Annotated in this window: 18 protein-coding genes and 1 tRNA gene; 3 read left to right on the forward strand and 16 right to left on the reverse strand. The window is 56.3% G+C overall.

Annotated features, from left to right (window positions below):
• Window positions 1-295: 295 nt before the first annotated feature.
• The 7 genes from fusA to rpoB form a co-directional block, all read right to left on the reverse strand.
• Entirely contained in the window at window positions 296-2,422 is a 2,127-nt protein-coding gene (fusA, locus tag A9753_RS01170; protein WP_067779016.1) for an elongation factor G, read from the reverse strand.
• A 63-nt stretch (window positions 2,423-2,485) separates the two neighbouring features.
• Window positions 2,486-2,956 (reverse strand): 30S ribosomal protein S7, encoded by a 471-nt coding sequence (rpsG, locus tag A9753_RS01175; protein WP_067779019.1) that lies wholly within the window; start codon window positions 2,954-2,956, stop codon window positions 2,486-2,488.
• Window positions 2,956-3,330 carry a 30S ribosomal protein S12 gene (rpsL, locus tag A9753_RS01180; protein ID WP_067779022.1) on the reverse strand — a complete coding sequence of 125 codons (375 nt, stop codon included), beginning with the start codon at window positions 3,328-3,330 and terminating at the stop codon, window positions 2,956-2,958. Before rpsL ends, rpsG begins: the two co-directional genes overlap by 1 nt.
• Window positions 3,331-3,631: 301 nt before the next feature.
• Window positions 3,632-6,082 carry a sensor histidine kinase gene (locus A9753_RS01185; protein ID WP_067779025.1) on the reverse strand — a complete coding sequence of 817 codons (2,451 nt, stop codon included), beginning with the start codon at window positions 6,080-6,082 and terminating at the stop codon, window positions 3,632-3,634.
• Between the two features lie 5 nt (window positions 6,083-6,087).
• Window positions 6,088-6,792, reverse strand: coding sequence for a response regulator transcription factor (locus tag A9753_RS01190; protein ID WP_067779028.1), 705 nt, complete (start codon window positions 6,790-6,792; stop codon window positions 6,088-6,090).
• Between the two features lie 618 nt (window positions 6,793-7,410).
• Window positions 7,411-11,322, reverse strand: coding sequence for a DNA-directed RNA polymerase subunit beta' (locus tag A9753_RS01195; protein WP_067779031.1), 3,912 nt, complete (start codon window positions 11,320-11,322; stop codon window positions 7,411-7,413).
• 132 nt (window positions 11,323-11,454) lie between these two features.
• Entirely contained in the window at window positions 11,455-14,973 is a 3,519-nt protein-coding gene (gene rpoB / locus A9753_RS01200) for a DNA-directed RNA polymerase subunit beta (protein WP_067779034.1), read from the reverse strand.
• 486 nt (window positions 14,974-15,459) lie between these two features.
• Between rpoB and A9753_RS01205 the strand changes: the two genes are divergently transcribed.
• Together A9753_RS01205 and A9753_RS01210 are read left to right on the forward strand one after the other, a co-directional pair.
• Window positions 15,460-16,191, forward strand: a complete 732-nt coding sequence (locus A9753_RS01205; RefSeq protein WP_067779037.1) for an ABC transporter ATP-binding protein — start codon at window positions 15,460-15,462, stop codon at window positions 16,189-16,191.
• Entirely contained in the window at window positions 16,188-17,537 is a 1,350-nt protein-coding gene (locus A9753_RS01210; RefSeq protein WP_067779040.1) for an ABC transporter permease family protein, read from the forward strand. Before A9753_RS01205 ends, A9753_RS01210 begins: the two co-directional genes overlap by 4 nt.
• 284 nt (window positions 17,538-17,821) lie before the next feature.
• On the opposite strand, the gene rplL is transcribed toward A9753_RS01210, so the two are convergent.
• From rplL to A9753_RS01250, 8 genes are all read right to left on the reverse strand, one after another.
• Entirely contained in the window at window positions 17,822-18,208 is a 387-nt protein-coding gene (rplL, locus tag A9753_RS01215; RefSeq protein WP_067779043.1) for a 50S ribosomal protein L7/L12, read from the reverse strand.
• Window positions 18,209-18,285: 77 nt separating this feature from the next.
• Complete coding sequence (rplJ, locus tag A9753_RS01220; protein ID WP_067779046.1) at window positions 18,286-18,807, reverse strand: 50S ribosomal protein L10; 522 nt, start codon at window positions 18,805-18,807, stop codon at window positions 18,286-18,288.
• A 309-nt stretch (window positions 18,808-19,116) separates the two neighbouring features.
• A complete protein-coding gene (locus A9753_RS01225; RefSeq protein WP_067779048.1) occupies window positions 19,117-19,884 on the reverse strand; it encodes a prepilin peptidase in 768 nt (255 codons plus the stop codon).
• A 405-nt stretch (window positions 19,885-20,289) separates the two neighbouring features.
• A complete protein-coding gene (rplA, locus tag A9753_RS01230; RefSeq protein ID WP_067779050.1) occupies window positions 20,290-20,979 on the reverse strand; it encodes a 50S ribosomal protein L1 in 690 nt (229 codons plus the stop codon).
• Between the two features lie 105 nt (window positions 20,980-21,084).
• A complete protein-coding gene (rplK, locus tag A9753_RS01235; RefSeq protein WP_067779052.1) occupies window positions 21,085-21,516 on the reverse strand; it encodes a 50S ribosomal protein L11 in 432 nt (143 codons plus the stop codon).
• Between the two features lie 169 nt (window positions 21,517-21,685).
• Window positions 21,686-22,561, reverse strand: a complete 876-nt coding sequence (nusG, locus tag A9753_RS01240) for a transcription termination/antitermination protein NusG (protein ID WP_245637324.1) — start codon at window positions 22,559-22,561, stop codon at window positions 21,686-21,688.
• A gap of 83 nt (window positions 22,562-22,644) precedes the next feature.
• Window positions 22,645-22,884 (reverse strand): preprotein translocase subunit SecE, encoded by a 240-nt coding sequence (secE, locus tag A9753_RS01245; protein ID WP_067779058.1) that lies wholly within the window; start codon window positions 22,882-22,884, stop codon window positions 22,645-22,647.
• Between the two features lie 173 nt (window positions 22,885-23,057).
• A tRNA-Trp gene (locus tag A9753_RS01250) sits at window positions 23,058-23,130 on the reverse strand.
• A 163-nt stretch (window positions 23,131-23,293) separates the two neighbouring features.
• Between A9753_RS01250 and A9753_RS01255 the strand changes: the two genes are divergently transcribed.
• Window positions 23,294-24,508 (forward strand): pyridoxal phosphate-dependent aminotransferase, encoded by a 1,215-nt coding sequence (locus A9753_RS01255; RefSeq protein WP_067779061.1) that lies wholly within the window; start codon window positions 23,294-23,296, stop codon window positions 24,506-24,508.
• 74 nt (window positions 24,509-24,582) lie between these two features.
• On the opposite strand, the gene A9753_RS01260 is transcribed toward A9753_RS01255, so the two are convergent.
• Window positions 24,583-25,827, reverse strand: coding sequence for a phosphotransferase (locus A9753_RS01260; RefSeq protein WP_067779064.1), 1,245 nt, complete (start codon window positions 25,825-25,827; stop codon window positions 24,583-24,585).
• Between the last annotated feature and the right edge of the window lie 106 nt (window positions 25,828-25,933).

The raw sequence follows: 25,933 nt of genomic DNA on the forward strand, positions 1-25,933 counted from the left end.
ACTGGATCTTATTAAGAATCTTACTGGACTATGGGCTTGGGAGTGAATCCTCGCCGTAAGAACGGGAGAATACTCACAAGCTGGGGACGTAAGCACCCCCAGAATCTTTAGGGTCCGAGACGATGCGCTACGCGCACAGCCGGTTGGCTTATGTTCTCGGTTCTCCTGCAAGCCTAAGCTTGCTCGCTAAGAAATGCTACTGGCACGAAGCCAGAGACACCGTTAGCGTTTGGGTGGGTGCGGCACCGGAAAAAATTAATTTTATTTCCGACACCGCACCACATCACCTCACGATTCAGGCTCCGCGTACCTTTGCGACGATCTCGTCAGCTACGTTACGTGGAACTTCGGCGTAACTATCAAAAGTCATGGAGTACACGGCGCGGCCCTGGGTCTTAGAACGCAGGTCACCGACGTATCCGAACATTTCAGAAAGCGGAACCTGGGCACGGACGACCTTGACACCAGCAGCATCTTCCATGGACTGGATGGTGCCACGACGGGAGTTCAAGTCACCAATAACGTCACCCATGTAATCCTCAGGGGTACGAACCTCGACAGCCATGATGGGCTCAAGAATTACGGGAGATGCCTTCTTAGCACCTTCCTTGAAGACCTGGGCACCAGCAATCTTGAAGGCCATTTCAGAGGAGTCAACGTCGTGGTAGGCACCATCGATAAGGGTGGCCTTGACATCAACCATGGGGTAACCAGCCAGGACACCGGTCTGCATGGCGTCCTGAATACCGGCGTCAACGCTGGGGATGTATTCACGGGGAACACGACCACCGGTCACAGCGTTCTCGAACTTGTAATGCTCGCCTTCCTCGACCTCGGAAGGATCGAGAGGCTCGAAAGTGACCTGCACCTTAGCGAACTGGCCAGAACCACCAGTCTGCTTCTTGTGGGTGTAGTCAACCTTTTCGACCTTCTTGCGAATGGTCTCGCGGTAAGCAACCTGGGGAGCACCAACGTTTGCTTCCACCTTGAACTCACGACGCATACGGTCAACGAGAATGTCGAGGTGAAGCTCGCCCATACCACCGATGACGGTCTGGCCGGTCTCTTCGTCCAGACGAACGGTGAAGGTGGGATCCTCTTCGGCGAGCTTCTGAATAGCAACACCGAGTTTTTCCTGGTCACCCTTAGTCTTAGGCTCAATGGCCACGTGAATCACGGGGTCAGGGAAGGTCATGGACTCAAGGATGATGGGCTTGTCAATGGCGCAGAGGGTATCACCCGTGGTGGTGTCCTTCAGGCCAATAACAGCGTAGATGTGACCAGCGTGAGCCACCTCGACAGGGTTCTCCTTGTTGGAGTGCATCTGGAAGATCTTACCGATGCGTTCCTTCTTGCCCTTAGTCGAGTTGATAACCTGCGCGCCAGCTTCGATCTTGCCGGAGTAGACACGAATGAAGGTCAACTTGCCATAGAACGGATGTGCGGCAATCTTGAATGCCAGAGCACTGAAAGGCTCAGACTCAGAGGCTGCACGGCTAAGGGCTTCTTCTTCATCACCCACAGCATGGCCCTGGACATCGGGGATGTCGAGGGGGGAAGGCAGGAAGTCAACAACAGCATCAAGAACGGGCTGAACACCCTTGTTCTTGAAGGCAGAACCGCAGTAGACGGGGAAGATCTCGCCGGCGATAACCTGGCTACGGATACCCGCAACAATGTCAGCGTCGGTAAGTTCTTCTCCACTGAGGTACTTGTCCATGAGTTCCTCAGAGCCTTCAGCGGCGGCCTCAATCATGGCCTCGCGGTACTCTTCGGCCTTCTCCTGAAGTTCAGCAGGAATTTCAGCGTATTCGACAACGGATCCACGAGTTTCGTTGCCCTTGTCATCCTTCTCCGGGAAGAGAACGGCCTGCATTTTACGCAAGTCGATCACGCCAGTGAAGTCGTTCTCTGCGCCAATAGGCAGTTCCATAACCACAGGACGTGCGCCGAGACGGTCCTTGATGGTCTGGACAGAGAAGTAGAAATCAGCACCCAACTTGTCCATCTTGTTGATGAAGCAGATGCGGGGAACGTTGTATTTATCAGCCTGACGCCACACGGTTTCAGACTGGGGCTCAACACCTTCCTTGCCATCGAAGACAGCAACGGCACCGTCGAGAACACGCAGGGAACGTTCCACCTCAACGGTGAAGTCCACGTGTCCGGGAGTGTCGATGATGTTGATCTGGTTGCCCTTCCAGAAGGAGGTCACGGCAGCAGACGTAATAGTGATGCCGCGCTCCTTTTCCTGTTCCATCCAGTCGGTGGTTGAAGCACCATCGTGGGTTTCACCGATTTTATAGTTAATACCGGTGTAGAACAGGATGCGCTCGGTGACGGTGGTCTTGCCAGCATCAATGTGGGCCATGATGCCGATGTTGCGGACCTTCTTGAGGTCGGTCAGCACTTTGAGTGCCACGAGGTTTACCCTTCGTTCGATTTGATTTGCTTAAAACCAGCTGAAAACAGCGGTAGGGCTGAATTACCAGCGGTAGTGAGCGAAGGCCTTGTTGGACTCGGCCATCTTGTGCATGTCCTCACGACGCTTCACAGCGGCGCCGAGGCCGTTGGATGCATCGAGAATTTCATTCATCAGACGCTCAGTCATCGTGTTTTCACGACGCTGACGACTGTAGTCCACCAACCAGCGCAGCGCGAGGGTAGTGGCGCGAGCGGGACGAACTTCCACGGGCACCTGGTAGGTTGCGCCACCAACACGACGAGAGCGAACCTCGAGTGCGGGGCGGATGTTTTCCAGCGCACGCTTGAGAACGGTTACCGGATCCTGATCGGTCTTGGCGCGAACACCTTCGAGTGCACCGTAAACGATGCGCTCGGCGGTGGACTTCTTGCCATCAAGCAGAACACGGTTGACCAACTGGGTCACGACGGGTGAGCCGTAGACGGGGTCAATGGCGAGGGGGCGCTTCGGTGCGGGACCCTTACGAGGCATTACTTCTTCTCCTTCTTGGCGCCGTACTTGGAGCGGGCCTGCTGGCGACCCTTCACACCCTGGGTGTCAAGGGAGCCACGAACGATGTGGTAACGCACACCGGGCAGATCCTTCACACGACCACCGCGCACGAGCACGATGGAGTGTTCCTGCAGGTTGTGACCCACGCCGGGGATGTATGCGGTGACCTCAATACCGGAGGACAGACGCACACGTGCCACCTTACGAAGGGCGGAGTTAGGCTTCTTAGGCGTAGTGGTGTACACACGGGTGCATACGCCACGACGCTGCGGGCTGGCTTTCAGAGCGGGCGTCTTGGAAGACGAGCGCTTGGTTGAGCGGCCCTTGCGGACCAGCTGCTGAATGGTAGGCACTACTGATTCTCCATCTCGAGTGCTATGAACTATGGAATCTGCTGCCCAACAAAAAAGCCCCCACACAGGCGCACTGCCGCAGGGGGTTTTGCCGGTACGCTTTGCGATTGCTCGCAACGTGTGTGCGCCCGGAGCCCCTGGGCGGGGCCCGTCGGTTCCCGCTGAGGCAGACCCTCATCACCGCACAGCGGCTGGGAACGGAATGGTGGTGGCCTGTTAGGCACCGAGGTCTACGGTACAGAGCTATTTGGGAGTGCGTCTAGGCAAGAAGTTTTTTTACCTCATGGAATCGGTCACGTTATCAATGTGCCATAGATGCCTGTCCTTCCCGTATGTCCTCATCTGTGTTTTGCTCATCGCGCTCAATGAGTTCATACACATCCGCTCTTTCTTCCGGCTGAGCGGATGTGGAACTTACCGCGGCCCCCCACGGGTTGCGATCAGGAAGGAGGCGGATAGTCACTCGATCCCCCTCACCTGCCTGTTGAAGAACCTCAATTGCATTAGGAAGAAGACCCGCTGGTAGCGCAGGCGGTTCAGCGGCCTGACGCGATCCCGAGTCATCAATGAGTTCCACACTGATACCGCGAACGCGCGCATCTTTCACCACAGGGCGCAAGTCATCATCAAGTGCAAGTCGAGGACTACGTAGGCAATCACGAAGGTGTATTTCTAACTGTGCGCTGCGGTGACGAATCTCGTCAGTCACGGGTTCATTTCCAGCGAGATATTCCATGACGGGGCGAACTTCCTTCATCACAGCAGTGTGGAGACGAGTCCATGCCAGCGCATCGGCGGCTTGCGCACGGCGTTGAGTATCGATAGTTACTGCGCGCTGACGCCGAGAAACGAGGCGTTGCTCAGTAACCCCCACCACAATCATGCATACCCAGACATTAAGAAGATTAATGCTTTGGTGGATTACCCACCATTGCACGGTGGCTGATTTTTCTCCCTGAGACGCTAAACCACTTCCAAAAGACATCATCTGCAGCACAAAAACACTCAAAGCCAGAACGTCACGTCCACGAATGATAAGAAGCGCGGCAAGGAGAACACCATAAGAAGCAATCCACCCGTCGTTACCAATGGGACCATCCACAGAACGTGCGGCCATAAGCATTCCCGGGACGATGGCGCTGACCCCCACACAAATCCACCCCTGATGACGGGTTAAGAAATTATCGCCACGTTCTGAAGCGGCCATAAAGGCAGCGGTGTACAAAGCGGCAGCGACGATGGTAGGTGAGGGAGCTTGCCATGAGTCGAAAGAAAAATGGCTTTCGCGTAGGAGCGCGTGAAACCACATAAATGCCAAGAACACACTCACACCAATGCGTCCGGAAAGAGTCTCCACGACGTTGCTCATATCCCGATGAATCAGAGGCAAGTATCGCCGTGGAACCAAACGCATAGTGGCGGAGACTGGTTCTTCATCCCATGAGACGTGAACTCTAGTGCCTTCACCTGGTGCGGTAACAATCTGGGCACGCCCTCCAGGGAGAACATCCATCCGTTCGAGAATGGACTGACGCACTCCAAAGTGGTTGGGGTCAATATCGTGAAGGTTAAAACCCACGCCGTTGTCGTCAATAGTGATAGTGATGCCATGCTGACGAGTAGTGACAACAATTCGACACAGCAAGGGTGAGTACGCTTCACTACGCTTTCCTAGAGCGTGACGTTGGACATTACGCAAGGCTTCAGTACTTGCACTAATAACGTCATGCCACACGTTCGATGGCAAGGTGACGTTGGTATGAATATCACGGCGCAGCGTAAAGGAGATTGAGGTATCCGAGTGAGAATCGATCCAGCCACGCAGATAATCAGCACAATCATGCGCAGTTCGGCCACTGTCTGAATCATTCAACCCATGATCTACAGCACTGTTCTGGGAGGAGGCGAAACTTGCTGCTCGCTGTTCTGATACTCGAGATTGCGGAATCATCCAAGTCAATGCGCCCTGAGCCGTCTGGGAAATCGTCAAACGGTCGACATGTAAATCCTGACGAGCAGCAACCAAAGCAGCAATAATATGGTCGTGAACGATAGCTCCTACACGGCGTCGTGAAGCCATCACTTCACCTAGGACCAGCATGGAGGTGCGATCTGCGGTCATTGTGATGTCATGGTCGTCGATTTCAGCAGCGCGATTGAGAATCCACATCAGTGCCATCGCGTACATACCACCCAAGAGCAAACTAGTGTTGCCCTCAAGGAGCGCTTCGATAATGGATTCATTCGTGACGTGGATACGTATGAATAGTTGAAGGACGCTTAATGCCAGACTGACCACAACGGTGATGCCCATGGATGAAATCACCGCACACATGCCGATTGGGGCGCCCAACGCCAGAGTAGTAACGACGTGCATGCCTTCGATACGTGGCAGAAGAAAGAGTCCAGGCCAGTAATCATGGACAACAAAAGTCATGAGACCGCAGGCTGCATAGACGATGATGTAGAACCATCCGCTTAGACGCACTCCCCAGTCCACCGTTTCACCGCGGATACCTCGTTTTTTCATAGCCAGTAGAAAAAGACCCGTCACGAGAGGGATAAGTGGGGCCACCAAGAACGGCAACACAACCCCAAACAACACCGGAGCGGGGAGATTGAGGATCTGCGTCATGAAAGCAGGCGCCTCAACGAGGTAATAAAAAACAGTCAGGCTAGAAAAGGCAATGAACACCATGAGGCGTACACTGCGCTCGACTCCAAGTTCATCCTGAAAGATGCGGCTATTCATAAGGTTTAGCGTGTAGATTCATCCATGGAATGATTGAGTTCGTCCAAGGATGTAGGCAACAAACCTTCGCGCTGAGATTGACGCAAAAGATCCACTCGGGACACGTCAAGCATGCCAGCATCCATGAACTTCTTACGAATATTGCCGATGTACTTATTCACCGTGTTAGGTGAGAGGTGAATACGCCGTGCGATAAAATCAGCGGCCGCACCACTGGCGTAGTAGGTGAGGATGAGTCGTTCAGTGTCATTGAGACGAGTGGTAACAAACTCGGTGTCTGAATCTAGGGCGCTGGCCCAGTCGAGAGAAGGCGTAAGTTCACCTTCCACAGCACGGCGGATAGTGGAAATGAGCACGTCAGGACTTTCAGCTTTTCGCACCACCCCCAATACGCCGGCTTCACATGCTTGACGCACCAGGTATGGGTCTTCACCCGATGTGTAGACGATAACGGCGATTCCTTCAGCCAAAAGGGCGGCCACATTTCCTGCCGGGGTGGAATCATCCCCCAACCGCAAGTCGAGAAGAACTACTTCAGGAAAGGGACCACCCGCGTCTTGGTAGTGATCGAAGAAAGCCCTGACGGTGGGAAATCCGCCCACAAAATTGAGATCATCGGCAGTATTGAGAATGGCGGAAACTCCCACACTAATGATCGTGTGGTCTTCAACAAGAGCAACGTTGGCGCAGTTAACAGACTCAAAAGACATCGGATTCTTCTCTCGATATGTGAGTGCTTATCTGTAGTATGTCGAATTTTTCATCTCAGGATGACAGTTTTGCTCAAAGGCTTATCTCTCATTTACGGCCTGTATTCCATCAGAGCACGCACATCGAGGCATGGTGAATTGAAAGTCGTATGCTCCTTGGCAATCGCAATACTCTTGGATTCAAAAATATTCTGTCCCACATACAAGAGTTGAAGCGGCTATCCAGGTCTTAGAAGACACCTGCCAGTCATGAGGCACAGTTTGATATGAACAATGATCGCGACGATGACCGTCAGCACACCAAGAATGAGGAGAACCGTGTTCAGGCCACCATGGTTAGAGTTGTAACCAATTCGTACTTACGAACATATTTTCTTTATCTTCTGCAATCCTCCCCTAATTCCTGCTATCCCAATCGCCCATAGATTCTAAAAACAATGGTGCCAACTCCCTCCACCTACGGCACTACCTCTTATTTTTCCCCTCGTTCATTCAGTCCCCCACCGCATGATCACGTGGAATATGAAGAAATCAATACAACGAAGACACGTGTGGGGCCCGCCGACATAACGTCAGCGGGCCCCACACCTAAGTTCTCAACTCAGCAATGACAAGTCATCAGAACTGGAAGTTGGAATTGTCATTGAACCCAGTAGTGAAGTCATCAGAAAAACTGATTCCTTCTCCCATACCAAAAGCCAGATCCGCATATGCGGGAGTGGCCATGGCCTGAGCACGGACTTCCTCAGTGGGCTCCACATCAATGTCATGGTAGCGAGCCAAACCGGTACCTGCCGGGATCAACTTACCAAGGATGACGTTCTCCTTGAGACCGAGCAAGGTATCACTACGTCCGTTCATGGCGGCCTCAGTGAGGACTCGCGTGGTCTCCTGGAAGGAGGCGGCACTGAGCCAAGAATCCGTGGCCAAGGACGCTTTGGTAATACCCATAAGTTCGGTACGGCCGGAGGCAGTCTTTCCACCTTCTGCCATCACGCGACGATTCTCTTCGCGGTAGTACATTACGTCGACCAAGTCACCCTGAAGGAGGTTAGTATCGCCCGGGTCGAGAACGGTGACGCGGCGGAGCATCTGACGAACGATGACCTCAATGTGCTTGGAGTGAATGTCCACGCCCTGAGAGCGGTACACCTCTTGCACTTCGTCCACGAGGTGACGCTGAGTAGCGGAAACACTACGTAGGCGGAGCACCTTCTTGGGATCGATGGGGCCTTCAGTCAGTGCCTGGCCGGGTTCAACGTGATCGCCGTCGACCACCAGAAGTTTCTGGCGGCGGGATACGGGAATGATCAAGTCTTCTTCGCCGTCATCACGGGTGATGACCAGGCGCTTGCCTTCAGCGTCGTCCTCGATGTGCAGGCGGCCGGCGGCTTCTGCCACGGCTGCTTCACCCTTGGGGGTGCGAGCTTCGAAGAGCTCCTGAACACGGGGAAGACCCTGGGTGATGTCAGCACTGGTTGCTGCACCACCGGTGTGGAAGGTACGCATGGTCAACTGGGTACCGGGCTCACCGATGGACTGTGCGGCGATGATGCCGACGGCCTCGCCGATGTCCACGCGCTTGCCGGTAGCCAGAGAGCGGCCGTAGCAGGCGGCGCAGGTGCCCACACCGGAGTCACAGGTGAGCACGGAGCGAACGGTGATTTCTTCGATGCCAGCGTTGATGAGCTTCTCGATGGCCACGTCTCCGATATCGGAGCCAGCTTCGAGAATGACGTTGCCTTCGGCGTCCACGGCATCGCGTGCCAGGGTACGGGCGTAGGCGGTGGTCTCAACGATGTCGCTGGGAACGAGGTTGCCTTCTTCGTCGCGGGTAGCGATAACTGAAGTCAGACCCTTACGAGTACCACAGTCTTCTTCGCGAACGATAACGTCCTGAGAGACGTCCACGAGACGACGGGTGAGGTAACCGGAGTCTGCGGTACGCAGAGCGGTATCGGCCAGGCCCTTACGAGCGCCGTGGGTTGCGATGAAGTACTCCAGAACGGAGAGGCCTTCACGGTAGTTGGACTTAATCGGGCGCTCGATGAGGCGCTGCTTGGGGTCAGACACCAAGCCACGCATACCTGCGAGCTGGCGGATCTGGTCCCAGTTACCACGGGCTCCGGAGCGAACCATGCGGTACACGGTGTTGCGCTCGGGGAAGTTCTCACGCATTGCCTGAGCAACTTCTTCCGTAGCCTTAGTCCAAATATCGATGAGGGACTTGTAACGGTCATCCTCGGTCAGCGCACCCATGGCGAACTGGTCTTCGATATCTGCTGCTTCTGCTTCGTAGCGAGCCAGGATGGCGGGCTTGTCAGCGGGAGCAACAACGTCAGCGAATGCGACGGTGATGCCGGACCAGGTGGACCAGTGGAAGCCTGCACTCTTGAGAGCATCAAGACTGGTAGCAACGTCTACACGGGGGTAGCGCTCTGCCAGGGTGTTGATGATCCCACCGAGTTTCTTCTTGTCAACGATGTAGTTGACGTAGGGGAAGGTCTCGGGTAGCAGAGTATTGAACAGTGCACGGCCCAGAGAGGTACGCAGGGTGATGGGATCGCCCTCACTCCAGCCTTCAGGCGCATTCCAACCGATCGGAGCCGTGATTCCCTCTTCGAAGCGGATATCGCAAGCTGCGTTGAGGTGAAGCTTTCCGAAGTCGAATGCCATCACGGCTTCAGCGAAAGAGGAGAAGCTAGGAACGATCTCTTCGCCCTTGTCATCCTTGTCCACCTCAACAGCCGGATCAGGCTCGCTAGTCAAGTGGTACAGGCCGATGATCATGTCCTGAGAGGGCATGGTGACGGGGCGTCCATCGGAGGGCTTAAGGATGTTGTTAGAAGACAGCATGAGAATACGTGCCTCAGACTGTGCTTCTGCACCCAAGGGCAGGTGAACTGCCATCTGGTCACCGTCAAAGTCAGCGTTGAAGGCGCCACAGACCAACGGGTGGAGCTGGATAGCCTTACCTTCAATCAACTGAGGTTCGAAGGCCTGAATACCCAGACGGTGAAGGGTAGGCGCACGGTTGAGCAGTACGGGGTGCTCACGAATAACCTCAGCCAAAACGTCCCACACCTTGGGGTTGGAACGTTCAACCATACGCTTGGCGGCCTTGACGTTCTGTGCTTCACGGAGCTCAACAAGACGCTTCATGACGAAAGGCTTGAAGAGTTCGAGTGCCATCTGGCTGGGCAGACCGCACTGGTGAAGTTTGAGCTGAGGACCGACAACGATAACGGAACGGCCAGAGTAGTCCACGCGCTTACCCAGAAGGTTCTGACGGAAGCGACCCTGCTTGCCCTTGAGCATGTCAGAGAGAGACTTCAGTGGACGGTTACCTACGCCGGTGACGGGACGACCGCGGCGACCATTGTCGAAGAGTGCATCAACTGCGTCCTGCAGCATGCGCTTTTCGTTGTTCACAATGATGGTGGGAGCGCCAAGGTCCTGTAGACGCTTGAGGCGGTTGTTACGGTTGATCACACGACGGTAGAGATCGTTGAGATCGGAGGTTGCGAAGCGACCACCATCGAGTTGGACCATGGGGCGCAAGTCCGGCGGGATAACCGGGATATTGTCAAGCACCATGGATTCGGGGGCGGTGCCGGTGACGCGGAAAGCGTTGATGACCTTTAGACGCTTGATGGCGCGGGTCTTGCGCTGTCCAGTGCCGTTGGCAACGATTTCAGTGAGTTCTTCGGCGGCTGCATCAAGATCGAAGGTACGCAAACGCTGCTGAATTGCTTCAGCACCCATAGCGCCCTTGAAGTAGATGCCGTAGTCAGCAACCATGTCACGGTAGAGAACTTCATCACCTTCGAGGTCACCAACCTTAAGGGAGACGAAGCGATCCCAGACCTTGTCCATGTGTTCAAGGGTCTTCTGAGTCTTGCGGCGCATGGCGGCCATATCGCGTTCGGCAGTCTTACGTGCCTTTTCACGAGCGTCGTTCTTAGCGCCATCAGCTTCCAACTGAGCAAGGTCGTCTTCAAGACGTTTGGCGCGTGCCTCGACGTCTGCCTCACCGGCCTGCTCAACGTGCTTCTTCTTGACTTCAAGCTCGTTGCGGAGGCTGGGAAGATCTTCGTGGCGGCCTTCTTCATCAACTTCAGTCACCATGTAGGCGGCGAAGTAGATGACCTTCTCAAGGTCCTTGGGGGCAAGGTTGAGCAGGTAGCCCAGGCGTGAGGGCACACCCTTGAAGTACCAAATGTGCGTCACGGGCGCGGCTAACTTGATGTGGGCCATACGTTCACGACGTACCTTGGAGCGAGTAACTTCTACGCCGCATCGTTCACAGACGATGCCCTTGTAGCGCACACGCTTGTACTTGCCACAACTGCACTCCCAGTCGCGAGTGGGGCCGAAGATCTTCTCGCAGAAGAGGCCATCCTTCTCGGGCTTGAGGGTGCGATAGTTAATAGTTTCTGGTTTTTTGACCTCACCATGGGACCAGCCGCGAATGTCGTCAGCGGTCGCGAGGCCGAGGTGGATCCTGTCAAAGACGTTGGCGTCGAGCACAGTTCCTACTTCCGATAGTTCTGCTCATCGGGAATGTTTGGGTGAACGCGATTCACACTGGGAGTCAGAGTGAATCGGTGTGCGGCCACCCGCCGGCCCCATTCCCACGGGGCCTGGCGGGAGGCCGTATGACTAGATTTCCTCGACCAAACGGGCGTCAGGGCGACGTCCCAGGTCAAATCCAAGTTCCTCAGCAACACGACGGCCGCCGTCATCTTCAGCATCATCAAGCGCGATGGCGTTACCCGCGGCATCAAGTGCTTCAACGTTAAGGCACAAGGACTGCATTTCCTTGACCAGAACCTTGAAGGATTCAGGGATACCAGGTTCGGGGATGTCCTCACCCTTAACAATTGCTTCGTAGACCTTCACACGGCCGTTAACATCGTCAGACTTGACGGTAAGGAGTTCCTGGAGGGCATATGCGGCACCGTAAGCTTCCAGTGCCCACACCTCCATCTCACCGAAGCGCTGGCCACCGAACTGTGCCTTACCACCCAGAGGCTGCTGGGTAATCATGGAGTAAGGACCAGTGGAGCGAGCGTGGATCTTGTCGTCAACCAGGTGGTGGAGTTTGAGGATGTACATGTAGCCCACGGAGATGGGGTACGGGAAGGGCTCACCGGAGCGGCCATCGAACAAGATGGCCTTACCGTTGGGCTGAACCAACTGCATACCGTCACGGTTAGGCAGGGTGGAGTCCAGCAGACCCATGAGTTCATCGTCGCGCACACCGTCGAACACGGGGGTTGCCACGGGAGTGTGGGGCTCAGCCTTGATGCCGTTTTCGGGCAGGTGAGCGGTCCACTCTTCACCGGCTTCGCGAGCCTTGGTGGCATCCCAACCGCGGGAGGCAATCCAACCGAGGTGGATTTCCAGAACCTGGCCGACGTTCATACGGCTAGGAACACCCAGGGGGTTGAGGATGATGTCCACGGGGGTGCCGTCTGCGAGGAAGGGCATGTCCTCAACGGGCAGGATCTTGGAGATAACACCCTTGTTGCCGTGACGGCCGGAGAGCTTATCACCAACGGTGATCTTGCGTCGCTGAGCGATGTAGACGCGAACCATGCGGTTAACGCCTGCGGGCAACTCATCGTCGTCAGAGCCGGAGACGAACTCACGCACGCCGATGACGATGCCGTATTCACCGTGGGGAACACGCAGGGAGGTATCGCGGACCTCGCGGGCCTTCTCACCGAAGATGGCGCGCAGGAGGCGCTCTTCGCTGGTGAGTTCGGTTTCACCCTTGGGGGTGACCTTACCGACGAGGATGTCACCACTGCGGACCTCAGCGCCGATGCGAATGATGCCGCGCTCATCAAGGTGAGCGAGCGTGTCTTCGCTGACGTTGGGGATGTCGCGAGTGATTTCCTCGGCACCGAGTTTGGTGTCGCGGGCGTCAACTTCATGCTCTTCGATGTGAATCGAGGTGAGCATGTCCTCAGCAACAACGCGCTGGGAGATGATGATGGCGTCCTCATAGTTGAGGCCTTCCCAGGTCATGAATGCCACGAGAAGGTTCTGGCCAAGAGCCAGGTCGCCACCGTCGGTTGCAGGGCCGTCTGCCAAAACAGTGCCAACCTCAACGCGCTCACCTTCAGAGGCCACAACACGCTGGTTGTAGCAGTTGCCCTGGTTAGAGCGGAGGAACTTAGCAACCTTATAGACGGTTTCGGTGCCGTCATCGTTCATGACGCGAACGAAGTCTGCGCAGACCTCCATGACCACACCGGCCTTGGTGGCGACAACGACGTCACCGGCGTCGACTGCTGCGCGGCGTTCCATGCCGGTGCCCACGAGAGGAGCATCGGGACGGATAAGCGGCACAGCCTGGCGCTGCATGTTGGCACCCATAAGTGCGCGGTTTGCGTCATCATGCTCAAGGAACGGAATGAGCGAGGTACCCACAGACACCATCTGACGTGCAGAAACGTCCATGAAGTCCACGTCCTCAATAGGCATGAGGGCGGGTTCACCATTGCCCAGACGGCACAGGACGTGATCCTCAACGAAGTGGCCAGACTCATCGAGTTGGGCGTTTGCCTGAGCGATGACGTGGCGCTTTTCGTCGTCAGCGGTGAGGTAGTGGACCTCATCAGTCACGCGACCATCGGCTACCACACGGTAGGGGGTTTCGATGAAGCCGAAGGGGTTGATACGGGCGAAGGTTGCCAGTGAGCCGATCAGACCAATGTTGGGGCCTTCAGGGGACTCAATGGGGCACATACGTCCGTAGTGGGAGGTGTGAACGTCACGCACTTCCATGCCCGCGCGTTCACGGCTCAGACCACCGGGGCCCAGGGCGGACAGACGACGCTTGTGCGTCAGGCCGGCCAGGGGGTTGTTCTGGTCCATGAACTGGGAGAGCTGACTGGTGCCGAAGAATTCCTTGATCGCAGCCGTCACGGGACGGATGTTGATCAGGGTGTTCGGGGTGATGGCATCAGCGTCCTGGGTGGTCATGCGCTCGCGCACCTGACGTTCCATACGGCTCATACCGGTACGCATCTGGGACTGGATGAGTTCACCTACGGCGCGGATGCGACGGTTACCCAGGTGGTCGATGTCATCGAATTCGACGGGGATGTCAACTTCTTCACCGTCGCGTACACCTGGAACTGTCTCAGCGCCTTCATGGAGAGCCAGAAGGTACTTGATAGTGGAGATGATGTCTTCGATGGAGAGGACAGAGTCAGTCAGGTCTGCGGCCAGGCCAAGTTTCTTGTTGATCTTGTAGCGACCAACCTTGGCCAGGTCGTAGCGCTTGGCGTTGAAGTAGAAGTTCTCCAGCAGGGTGCGGCCGGCTTCGACGCTCGGCGGCTCACCGGGACGGATCTTCTTGTAGATGTCCAGGAGAGCTTCATCCTGGGTGGTGATCTTGCGGTCCTGATCGAGCTGGGCGGTCAGTGCGGGGTAATCGGCGAATTCCTTGCGGATTTCGGATTCGTCCATGCCCAGGGCAAGGAGGAAGACGGAGACGTCCTGCTTACGCTTGCGGTCGATACGGACCGAAACGTGATCGGACTTGTCAATCTCGAATTCCAGCCATGCGCCACGTGAAGGAATGACCTTGACGTTGTACAGGAACTTATCGCTGGCCTTTTCCGTAGTGCGTTCGAAGTAGACGCCAGGGCTACGAACCAACTGGGAGACCACAACACGCTCGGTACCATTGATGATGAAGGTACCGCGCTCGGTCATGAGCGGGAAATCGCCCATGAAGACCGTCTGGCTCTTGATCTCACCGGTGGCGAAGTTGGCAAAGTCGGCTACGACGTACAGCGGTGCGGCGTACGTGAGGTCCTTTTCTTTGCATTCGTCAGCCGTGTACTTGGCTTCTTCGAAGCGGTGATCATGGAAGGACAGTGACATGGTTTCGCCAAAGTCCTCAATTGGGGAGATCTCATCGAAGATCTCTTCTAGACCGGAGATCTCAGGCAGTGAGCCGGGACGGGCAGCGTTAGCTGCCTTGACGCGTGCGCGCCATTTCTCGTTCCCGACGAGCCAGTCAAAACTCTCGGTTTGTAACGCGAGGAGGTTGGGAGCCTGCATGGGCTCGCCAATCTTCGCGAAATTAATACGGGGCGACGCGATACGCGCAGCGATATCTTCAGCGGTGGGTGCAGCAGAGGTGCTCGAGGCAGCCAAAAGGGGATCCTTCCCTAAGATCGGGGATCACACAACGCCCGTGATTACTGGGAAAAATCACGCTTCTTCGGCCGGAGTAGCCCGGTCGGTTGGGCATAATTTTTGACCAATACACACATTGGACGCAAAGCGCTAGCGTACACGCCCACTGTGAGCATGTCTAGGCGCAAAGGACTTATGGGCTTGCGATTCCCACCACACTGGAGCATAATAGATGGCTTTTCTCCGACGCCGTCCACGCATTTTCCAGCCATTACTCACCTACTCACATGCCTGTCACTACATCAGGGCTACAGCATGTTCACCACGATAACCTAGGCGCTCCCGCCTTTATTTTTCAGGTAATACTGTCCCTGACACTGAGGTACTACAACACAGGCACGAAATAAGTATCTCGTATTGAAACGCGCTATCAGGGTAAGTTCAGGGGTGAACCAGGGGGTCACCTCATAGCGCCGCTACTCCCCCACCGAGCATGGTTGAACCATGAACTCCTCAACCCCCACGTCTGGACTGAGCGTCCAGCACTTAACGAAGAACTACTCCCGCGGCAACGTCACCGTTCCCGCACTACGCGGAGTCAACCTCGCGCTCCCCCAAGGAACCCAGTTAGCAATCATGGGCCCCTCGGGCTGCGGTAAAACCACCCTTCTTCACTGCTTGGCCGGCGTCATTCGCCCCACCTCCGGATCCATCCGCCTCAACGGTACGGAACTGACCGGAATGAAGGAATCCCGGCTCTCCGCCCTCCGCCTGAGCCACTACGGGTTCGTCTTCCAGGATGGCAATCTCCTGCCGGAACTGTCCTGCGAAGAAAACGTGGCACTCACCGTAATGCTTGGGGGAACTGGACGCCGCGAAGCCATCGAGCACGCACGCCGTCTTCTCGATTCCCTAGGACTGGCGGGGATGGCTGGCGCACGTCCCGGTCAACTCTCCGGCGGCCAGATACAACGTGTAGCTATCGCTCGTGCGCTCATCCACCAGCCACGTGTCGTCTTCGCCGATGAGCCCACCGGCGCCCTGGATCAGCAGACCAGCCACGAGGTCATGGGAGTGCTCTCCGGCGCGTGCCGCCAGTGGGGTGCCAGCCTCGTCGTGGTCACCCATGACAAGGCCGTGGCCTCCCACCTCCCCCACACTGCACACATGCGCGACGGGCTTATCGAACGTATCGACTCCTCTTCCCCCGCGGCCTTGGAAGGCGCCACCGCATGAACTCCTCACTGACTACCCTTCGCATCACGACTCGGACGCTCTTCGCCAGCCGAGATCGCGCAACCAGCTTCATCATGCTTGCGGCTTTCGCTCTCCCCCATGCCGTGTTGCTCAGCGTGCTAGGTGGTATTCACACGTTTTTCGAGCGCAGCAACAACCCTGTCAATGAGGCGATGAGTGAGGGGATCTACCTGCTCTCAGCCTGCGTGGCTGGTGTGCTACTCATCGTGCCGATCTTGTCGATGGCGGTTGCCGCTGCTCGCTTAGGGCTGGAACGCCGAAGCCGTGACGTAGCCGTGCTCCGCCTGCTAGGCGTGGGGCCAAGCGTCTCCCGGTGGGCATGCATCCTCGATACCTGTGCTCACGCCGCTGCCGGAATCATTCTAGGAAGCGTCCTCTACCTGGTGGTCCTGCCTGCGTGGCAGTTACTCACATTCCAGGATGTTCCGCTGGCAGCATCCGAAATGATGCTTCCGTTGTCCTGGATTATCGACGCCGCACTGGTCATGCTCTTTTTGGCTTCCCTGTCGGCATGGTCAGCAATGCGCAAGGTATCCATTACTCCCCTGGGCGTAATGCGCCGCAGCGAAGCGATGAAGATTAACCCCTTGCCGGCAATCATCACGGTGGTGATGTTAATTGCGTGGTTTGGTGCCGGTCGTCAACTCCTGGCATTGAGTAACTCTGAAGTGATGCTGTACACGATTCTTTTTGGTTTCCTTGGTGTTATTTTCCTGGGAATGAATGCGATTGGAGTGTTGTCCATGAGTGTGGTGGGACGGATTATTGCCCGCACCGCGACAAGTGCACCGGCGATGGTTGCTGGACGCCGTATTGCTGATAACCCCAAGGCCGTGTGGCGATCGACCGGTGCAGTGGCACTGAGCGGCTTTGTGTTCGCGGTGCTGTACCCTGCAATGCATGCCATCGACCAGGCCGGCACCGCGCAGGATGCCAGCGCCTACGAAAACGTCGTCATGCGTGACCTGAGTACTGGTCTCCTGCTGACCTTGAGCATCAGTGTGGTGCTATCAATCATCTCGACCATGCTCACTCAGGCGATTCGCCTCATCGACCAAGTTCCTCATGACCGCGCTCTGCGCTGGATTGGGGCAACTGGCCGGACGATTGACATGATGAGCCGCCTCGAAATTGCCCTTCCTGCCGCAATTTCTATTGCCTTAGCAGTCATTGGTGGCCTCATATTCGGTGCGCCCTTCGCTCTCATGGCCAACGCCTTCCTGCAGATTCTTCTGACCGTGGGTTACACCCTGCTCGCTGTGGGCGTTATTGTGGCAAGTTCGATGTTAGTGAGTCCCCTGCGCAAGGTCGTGGTGAAGGCTTAATCAAATTGTTGATACCAGCATGAGCCTCATAAACACAGCGAAGAGGTACTTATCTTTCAGCATCAGGCCTCATTAGGTGGTATGAGATAAGCGTCTTCTTCTGTTTCCACGATGATCAATGCGGGTCGAGTATTTGAGCTCCCCCGTAGCCATATCAAGCTCGTAGCCATATCAAGAATGTACTGAGCCCCCAGCCGTATGGCTGGGGGCTCAGTAGTAAAGCTCAAATCGCTAAGCGCCAGATCTCTTTATCAGAGTTGGGGTAAATGCTTAGCGAGGTGCAATCACTTGAGGGTGACGGTTGCGCCAGCGCCCTCGAGCTGCTCCTTGGCCTTCTCTGCGGTTTCCTTGTTGACACCTTCGAGAACGGGCTTGGGAGCGCCATCGACGAGGTCCTTAGCTTCCTTCAGACCGAGGGAGGTAAGGGCGCGCACCTCCTTGATGACACCGATCTTCTTGTCGCCAGCGGATTCGAGAATGACGTCGAATTCGTCCTTCTCTTCAGCAGCAGCGCCTGCTTCTGCACCGGGGGCAGCAGCGACGGCCACAGCTGCAGGAGCAGCAGCGGTCACGTCGAAGGTCTCTTCAAAGGCCTTAACGAATTCGGAGAGCTCGATGAGGGTGAGTTCCTTGAACTGCTCGATGAGTTCTTCGGTGGTCAGCTTCGCCATGATGGGCGTTCCTTCCTAGTTTTATGGGTCCTGCGCGACGCAGGGATGGTGGTGGATGACGCGTGCAACCTGAATAATCAGGCAGCGGTCTCCTGCTTTTCGCGCAGGGCGTCGACAGTGCGGACTGCCTTGGAGGCAGGCGCCGCGAAGAGGTACGCAGCCTTGGACAGGGATGCCTTCATAGCACCCGCAGCCTTGGCGAGCAGAACCTCGCGAGACTCCAGAGATGCAAGCTTCTCAACAGCGGCGGCGGACATCACCTGTCCGTCCATCATGCCGCCCTTAATAACGAGCTGCTTGTTGTCCTTGGCGAAGTCACGCAGGGCCTTTGCTGCCTCAACCGGTTCCCCGGTGACGAATGCAACGGCGGAGGGGCCCTTGAGTTCGGATGCGAACTCTTCGAAGCCAGCCTCACGTGCCGCAATAGCGGCCAGCGTGTTCTTCACCACGGCGTACTCGGCGTTACCAGCGAGGGAGCGACGCAGCGTCTTCAGCTGTGCCACACTCAACCCGCGGTACTCAGTCAGCAAAACAGCGCTGGAGCCGCGGAACTTGTCCGCAAGCGCAGCAACTGCCGCTTCCTTATCAGGCCGTGCCATGGGCCCTCCTTCCGTGGTCAGCCGCAGGATCTGTTCAAACAAAAAGTCCCGCGCCGGCAAGGCACGGGACTCACATTCCACCTGAGTAGTCAGGGCCTGGTTTCCCAGGATGATTCTCGATTCTCACCTGCGCTGGCTTGTGTTCGACACAGACTTGGCTCCACTTGCGCGGAGTACCTGCGGTCTTTGGCAGACTTCAGACTACGGCGAATCCCCAGCATCACGCAAGGCCACAAAGGGCAAATTCATGGTGTGAGTGCTCACAGTGCTGTGAGCACCTTGCCGGTCAGCTGCACACGAGCATGTTCTTTAAGCGAGTGTTGCAGCAGCAGCAGCCCAAGCAAGAAATGCGCCAATAGTGAGGAACGGCCCCATGGCTACCATGTCATGGAGGCTAAGTTTCTTCGCCGCCAACGCAATAATGACGATAGGGCCAGCAATAAGAAAACTGATCGTCAACGCCCATGCCGGCGCCATAAGTCCGCTACGCCCTAGCCATAGGCCGATCACACCGAGCATCTTAATATCGCCCATCCCCAATCCCCCACCGGCAATGAAGCGAAGAAGGAGACCCAGTAGACCAAGCCCCAGCCCGCCGATCAGTGAACTGACAAATCCGGAGATGGTTCCCGAAGCCAGCGCCCCAATCAGCGCGGCCATCGCGGCGATAGCAAGGGTGCGGTTGGGCAGACGGTGGCACACCAAATCGACACCGGATGCGGCCACTAGGTAAGTCATCACAAGGAGGTCGGCAATCATACGAATGCCAGCCAAGGTAGCACCGATTACTCCAACCCCTGGGCGATGTTGCGCAAAGCCGGCAGTCGCAGTTTGAAGCGTTGCAGTATGGGGATAAGCCATGCCGCAGGCAACCATCCAAGCAATCATTAAGCCACACAAGATAAAAGTGGTGATGATACGGACTTTGGGAGCAAGCAGCCATTCATCTTCCACGATGGAGCCAGCAGGCAGATGACGTACATAGGTTTCGTGTCGATTACCGAGGGCCTTGGCTACCAGTACCACGCACAGTGCTAAACCACAGCATGATGCCAGGGCGAAGGCAATGGGATGCATGGCAGGTACTCCAGGGTGAGTGCTAATTCAGCACGGTGAGACTCAGCACTCGTGTGGTGAATACCTTGGAGAACTGAGTAGGGAACAATTCCACAGGTGGGGACCTGTGTGCTCGGCTAGTTCATAGCATGCCAGATATAAGTTCTTCATGTCAGGTTGACGAATCTGACTGTCATCACAATGACGGATTGCCTATGAATCGTTTTTAAACCTGCGATAAAACATGCCTTCTGACGCACAAGGGATTCTCCTCCAAAGCATCACCATGCGAGGCGTATCGTGCCTCAAGAATAGGAAAAACCTATTCGCTTCAATACACGGGTGGGCCCGACACGCGAAGCGTGCCGGGCCCACCCATAACGTTTAACGCATCAACCTTGACAGGCTGGTGCACCAATCATCCGATCAAGCCTTAGTGACGTCCATGGGGATGCCTGGACCCATGGTGGTAGCCATGGTGGCCTTGAGGACATAGCGACCCTTGGAGGTTGCTGGCTTGAGTCGAAGAACCTCATCGAGGGCAGCCTGGAAATTTTCAACAAGCTGCTCTTCGGTGAAGGACACCTTGCCAATGATGAAGTTCAGGTTGCCTGCGCGGTCAACGCGGAACTCAATGCGTCCACCCTTGATGTCATTAACGGCCTTGGCCACATCCATGGTCACGGTACCGGTCTTGGGGTTAGGCATAAGGCCACGAGGACCGAGCACACGACCCAGACGGCCAACCTTGCCCATGAGATCGGGGGTTGCCACAGCAGCATCGAAGTCGGTGTAGCCTGCGGCAACCTTTTCGATGAGTTCGTCGCCGCCAACCTCGTCAGCGCCAGCCTCGAGGGCCTGCTGTGCACGCTCACCCTGGGCAAAAACCAGGACCCGGGCGGTCTTGCCGGTGCCGTGCGGGAGGGAGACGGTGCCACGCACCATCTGGTCTGCCTTGCGGGGGTCAACGCCCAGTCGGAGAACCACGTCAACAGTGGAATCGAACTTGGTCACGGACGTTGCCTTGGCCAGGTGAACCGCTTCAGCCGGAGTGTAGAGGATCCCGGACTGGATCTTCTCAGCGGCGGCGCGGTAAGCCTTGCTGCGCTTAGTCATCTGCTTTCTCCTTCGCAGTGGTGGTATGCGGGCCGCGCGAGGCCCTACCACCGTAGAAATTTGTGGAACACATCCCGATCAATCGGGACATGCGCGGCGAGGGTTTCAGTCCTCGACCGTGATGCCCATGGAGCGGGCGGTGCCGGCGATGATGTTCGCAGCTGCGTCGATATCGTTGGCGTTGAGGTCTTCCATCTTGGTCTGAGCAATTTCCTTGACCTGGTCCATGGTCAGGGAGCCAACCTTGGAGGTGTGAGGAGTTGCGGAGCCCTTGGACACACCAGCAGCTTTCTTGATGAGTTCAGCAGCCGGAGGAGTCTTCGTGATGAAGGTGAAGGAACGGTCTTCGTAAACCGTAATCTCCACAGGGATCACGTTGCCGCGCTGAGATTCAGTGGCAGCGTTGTATGCCTTGCAGAACTCCATGATGTTGACGCCGTGCTGACCAAGCGCGGGGCCAATGGGAGGAGCGGGGTTAGCCGCGCCAGCCTGGATCTGAAGTTTGATCAGGCCGGCAACCTTTTTCTTGGGGGCCATGTAATCGGGTCCTTCGTGTGTGATTAGAGCACGTCAAAAGACGTACCCAGTGCTTGCGAATGCACGCACGAATGCTCATCCTACCCCGTAGTGCAGGGCGAAAGAGCATTCGGTGCGCACTATCACATGTTCGCCATCATCTGACTGACATGCGCGATGCGCGAAAGAATCAGAGTTTGGCAACCTGTGAGAATGAGAGTTCAGCCGGGGTATCGCGGCCGAACAGGCTGATAAGCACCTGGAGTTTCTGAGTCTCGGGGTGAATCTCAGCAATGGTGGCGGGCAGAGTCTCAAAGGGGCCGTCGGTAACAACAACGGATTCGCCAACTTCGAAGTCCACTTCGAAGGTCTTACCGTTGACCATCGTAGCGGTGCCGGAACCAGATTCGGTGGCGACTTCCTGTGCAGCAAGTTTGGCGGCAACCTCTTCGGGGGTGGGGCCGAGTTGGCTGATTGCTTCGTCAAAGGTCAAGGGAACGGGATCGTAACGGTTGCCCACGAATCCGGTCACTGCAGGGGTGTCCTTAATCGTGCGCCATACACGATCGGAAGTCTCAGGATCATCCAGGTCCATACGAACGAACACGTAGCCGGGGATACGGACGCGCGTAACTTCCTTTTTCTTGTTGCCATTCTTAATCTCCACCACAGTTTCCATGGGGACGAGGGCATCAAAAACATAGTCTTCGATTTCGAAGTTTTCGGCGCGGGCCATGATGTCTGTCGCCACGCGGCGTTCATAACCGGAGTAGGTATGTAGGACATACCACTCTCCTGGAAGGGCACGCATCTGCTCACGGAATTCGGCGACAGGATCAATCACCGGTGATTCGTTAGCAGGCTCACCCCGTGTTTCAGCTTCCTGGATAAAGTCTTCCTCAGCACGTTCCTGTGCTTCCTGAGCGTATGCGGCGAGGTCTGCGGCCTGGGCACCAGCGCCGTGAAGTGCTTCATCCTCACTCAGATCGAGATCAGAGGCGGAATCAGCTACTACCTGTGCGACCTCCTCCTGGAGATCTTCAGTGGCGTCATTGTGCTGGGACACGGTGGCCCTACCTTCCATGAATGTGGGGTGCGGTGAAATGCCGCGGGAGTGAAATGCTCACGGTGAGATGAGCAATGGATGTGTTAGGCGAAGATGGCGGTAACGAGACGTTCGAAAATTGCGTCAAGAACACCGACATACAACATGATTGCGGTGACAAAAACGACGACCACAAAGAAGTACGTCCACAGTTCGTTGCGCGTAGGCCAGACGACCTTGCGCAGTTCGTCGATTACCTGCTGAATGAACAAAGCGATAGCAGCGAAAGGGCCACGCTTCGCAGACCCGCTAGTGGACTTCGCGTCCTTGGCGCTGGCTGGCATGTTCATCCTTGGGGAGTCGGTTCAACGTGTTCATTCCACGAAAAGTCCGTGGCTAGCCAAAAAAGGTGAATGCCGGAGCACTCACCTGGCTAGTAACCATCATAGGGCTATCGCCCTAATCAGGGCGAGAACAGGGAACCGACGGGATCTTCCCGCAGATCCGCCGTTCTCAGCAGGGCAGGCGGGACTCGAACCCACAACCGCCGGTTTTGGAGACCGGTGCGCTACCAATTGCGCCACTGCCCTTCAGCGAGATCCAATCCTGCCATAGGAGAATAGGGATTGTAAATTCAGCCCTGGTGTGATGCGCCACGTTGCTCAAACTTCCACCAACTCAACAAGTGAGAAAAAGAGAGCATAAGGCTTCTGAGGGCTGAACTTTCCCCTGAATCGTGTCACCATTAGTAACGTGACTACATCGCCCGCATCCCGTGTTTCTGCCCGACTCAGTGCTATTGCCCCGTCAGCCACTCTGGTAGTTGACGCCAAAGCAAAAGCCCTCAAAGCTGCTGGCCGCCCCGTGGTGGGTTTCGGCGCCGGTGAACCTGACTTTCCCACCCCGGATTACATTGTTGAAGCCGCTGTAGCTGCGGTGAAAGATCCCGCCAACCACAAGTACACCCCAGCCAAGGGCCTTCCAGTTCTACGCGAAGCCATCGCCGCTAAGACTCTGCGCGATAGCGGATACGAAGTCAATCCTGACAACGTCCTTGTCACCAACGGCGGTAAGCAGGCTGTATTCCAAGCATTTGCTGCTCTCATCGATCCGGGCGACGAGGTTCTTCTGCCCACGCCATACTGGACCACCTACCCTGAGGCTATTGCTCTAGCTGGCGGTACAACAGTGCGAGTCTTCGCTGGCGCCGAGGCCAATTACAAAGTAACTGTTGAACAGTTGGAAGAGGCTCGCACTGAACGCACTAAAGCGCTGCTCTTCTGCTCGCCGTCGAATCCCACCGGATCTGTTTACACCCCTGAGGAAACTCGCGCCATTGGCCAGTGGGCCCTCGAACACGGCGTGTGGGTCATCACTGACGAGATCTACGAGCACCTGACTTACGACGACGCTGAGTTCACTCCTATTGTCAAGATGGTTCCCGAATTAGCCGAGCAGACCGTTGTTCTCAACGGTGTTGCTAAGACATACGCGATGACTGGCTGGCGTGTGGGCTGGATGATCGGCCCCACCGACGTCATTAAGGCTGCCACGAATTTCCAGTCCCACTTGACCTCTAACGTCTGCAACGTCTCCCAGCGTGCAGCATTGTGTGCGGTCAGCGGCAACTTGGACGCTGTGTATTCCATGCGTGAAGCATTCGACCGTCGTCGTAAAACGATGGTCTCCATGCTCCGCGAAATCGATGGGCTGATCGTCCCCACTCCTCACGGCGCGTTCTACTGCTACCCCTCAATGGAGCCGATGCTTGGCAAGACCCTTCGCGGCACCACCATCGATTCCTCCGCTACCCTAGCTTCTCTCATTCTCGATGAGGTTGAGGTTGCTGTGGTTCCCGGTGAAGCGTTCGGCCCTTCAGGCTTCCTGCGCCTGTCCTACTCGCTGGGTGATGATGACCTAGTTGAGGGCATTACTCGCGTACAGAACCTGCTTGCCGAAGTAAAGTAACGCTACAGTCACTTTTTCATGCTGTTGGGGGCGTGACCTTACGGTCACGCCCCCAACATTGCGTGGAATCAGGATTAATGCGGGGAACGCAATGCTTGGATTTCGCGAGCTTGCGCCAGCCATGCCTCTGCACGAGCCAAACGTCCTTCAGCATCAGGACGCCACGGTCCGCCATCTTCACGTCGCGCACCGGCCACCAAAGACAGCACCACGCCAGCGCATCGCGCCTGCAAGGCCACGGGATCAACCTGTCGACAAGCTAGGCGGGTCCAGACATCAAGCACACTACGAACATGGGGGTATGACGCCGGAGCGAGGTGGTCAAGAACAGAAACGTGACCAAGCAAGCAAGCCAAGTCATCAACACGCCTGCCGGGCCCCAGGGAATCCACATCGAGTAAGCAGGCGACGTGTTCACCTTCCATAAGAACATTTGCTTCATAAAAGTCACCGTGGACAGGAACACGTGGGCCAGGATCTGTGGAAGCCATCAGTTCTTCAACACCCATTGCGACCGCTTTAGCGCGACTGGCGTGTTCAGGAAGAACAGTGGCTGCGGCGTGAGCGTAGTGGCTAACGCGATCAGACCACGCCGGACGCGCTTCCATGTGCATGGCGGCCGCAGGCAAAGAGTCAAGCAAATCAATCAAACGATTAAAAACGTCAGTTGCCACCTGTTCACTCATACCCCGAGAAAGTAAACCAGAAAGGGGGACTCCCATACCTGTAGACAAAAGCACAAGCCCATCAGGATCTTCTCGGAGAACCTCGGGGGCAGGTACGCCCGCTGCACGAAGCATCCGATGCCGCTCAGCGAAAGACCCTGCTTGACCAGGTCGGAGAACTTTCGCATACGACGTCGACCCATCAGTGTACGTAACCCGCACCACAGCGCGACGCGTGGGACGGTAAGCAACCATCGCCGCCTTGACACGCTGGCCCAGGCGAGCAGACAGAAGCGAAGGCGTACAAGCAACAGGCAAGGCAGGAAGTTGAGGATCTGCGGGATGGCGCCACACATAAATCCAGGGGCCACCTTCAAGAGGAGGAACAGCGATAAGCCCTGGAGAATTGACATTATCCAAACGCGCAGTGGTAGCACAAAGATATTCGGTGCTGACTCGTCCATCAGGGCCAGTAACTTGGCAGGTATAGCCCACGGTCACGCCTGCTCCAGGGCGATGATGGACGGAATGCACTGTCATAGTGCCTAAGGTGTGACCAGTGGTGGTTAAGGCCCGTTGCAACACGTAGGACGCGTTCGCTCCCGTCAGGAAACGTACATCGTTCGCTTCGCGTCCGGCGTCGTGAGGAGTCATGGTCTAAGTCTGCCGTGTCATTCATCCTCGTGCATGCGTCCACGCCTACGAGTTTGCTCACTGGATCACCTCCCGCTCCCCATCAAACAGGAGGATCGTGACAGAA

This window comes from Actinomyces vulturis (assembly GCF_001687305.1).
Taxonomy (GTDB): Bacteria; Actinomycetota; Actinomycetes; order Actinomycetales; family Actinomycetaceae; genus Actinomyces; species Actinomyces vulturis.

Excerpts from the sequence above, each read along its gene's own strand:
- rpsG (WP_067779019.1), bottom strand. The coding sequence starts at position 2,956 with ATGCCTCGTAAGGGTCCCGCACCGAAGCGCCCCCTCGCCATTGACCCC.
- A9753_RS01185 (WP_067779025.1), bottom strand. The coding sequence starts at position 6,082 with ATGAATAGCCGCATCTTTCAGGATGAACTTGGAGTCGAGCGCAGTGTA.
- A9753_RS01190 (WP_067779028.1), bottom strand. The coding sequence starts at position 6,792 with ATGTCTTTTGAGTCTGTTAACTGCGCCAACGTTGCTCTTGTTGAAGAC.
- A9753_RS01205 (WP_067779037.1), top strand. The coding sequence starts at position 15,460 with ATGAACTCCTCAACCCCCACGTCTGGACTGAGCGTCCAGCACTTAACG.
- A9753_RS01210 (WP_067779040.1), top strand. The coding sequence starts at position 16,188 with ATGAACTCCTCACTGACTACCCTTCGCATCACGACTCGGACGCTCTTC.
- rplL (WP_067779043.1), bottom strand. The coding sequence starts at position 18,208 with ATGGCGAAGCTGACCACCGAAGAACTCATCGAGCAGTTCAAGGAACTC.
- rplJ (WP_067779046.1), bottom strand. The coding sequence starts at position 18,807 with ATGGCACGGCCTGATAAGGAAGCGGCAGTTGCTGCGCTTGCGGACAAG.
- A9753_RS01225 (WP_067779048.1), bottom strand. The coding sequence starts at position 19,884 with ATGCATCCCATTGCCTTCGCCCTGGCATCATGCTGTGGTTTAGCACTG.
- rplA (WP_067779050.1), bottom strand. The coding sequence starts at position 20,979 with ATGACTAAGCGCAGCAAGGCTTACCGCGCCGCCGCTGAGAAGATCCAG.
- rplK (WP_067779052.1), bottom strand. The coding sequence starts at position 21,516 with ATGGCCCCCAAGAAAAAGGTTGCCGGCCTGATCAAACTTCAGATCCAG.
- secE (WP_067779058.1), bottom strand. The coding sequence starts at position 22,884 with ATGCCAGCCAGCGCCAAGGACGCGAAGTCCACTAGCGGGTCTGCGAAG.
- A9753_RS01260 (WP_067779064.1), bottom strand. The coding sequence starts at position 25,827 with ATGACTCCTCACGACGCCGGACGCGAAGCGAACGATGTACGTTTCCTG.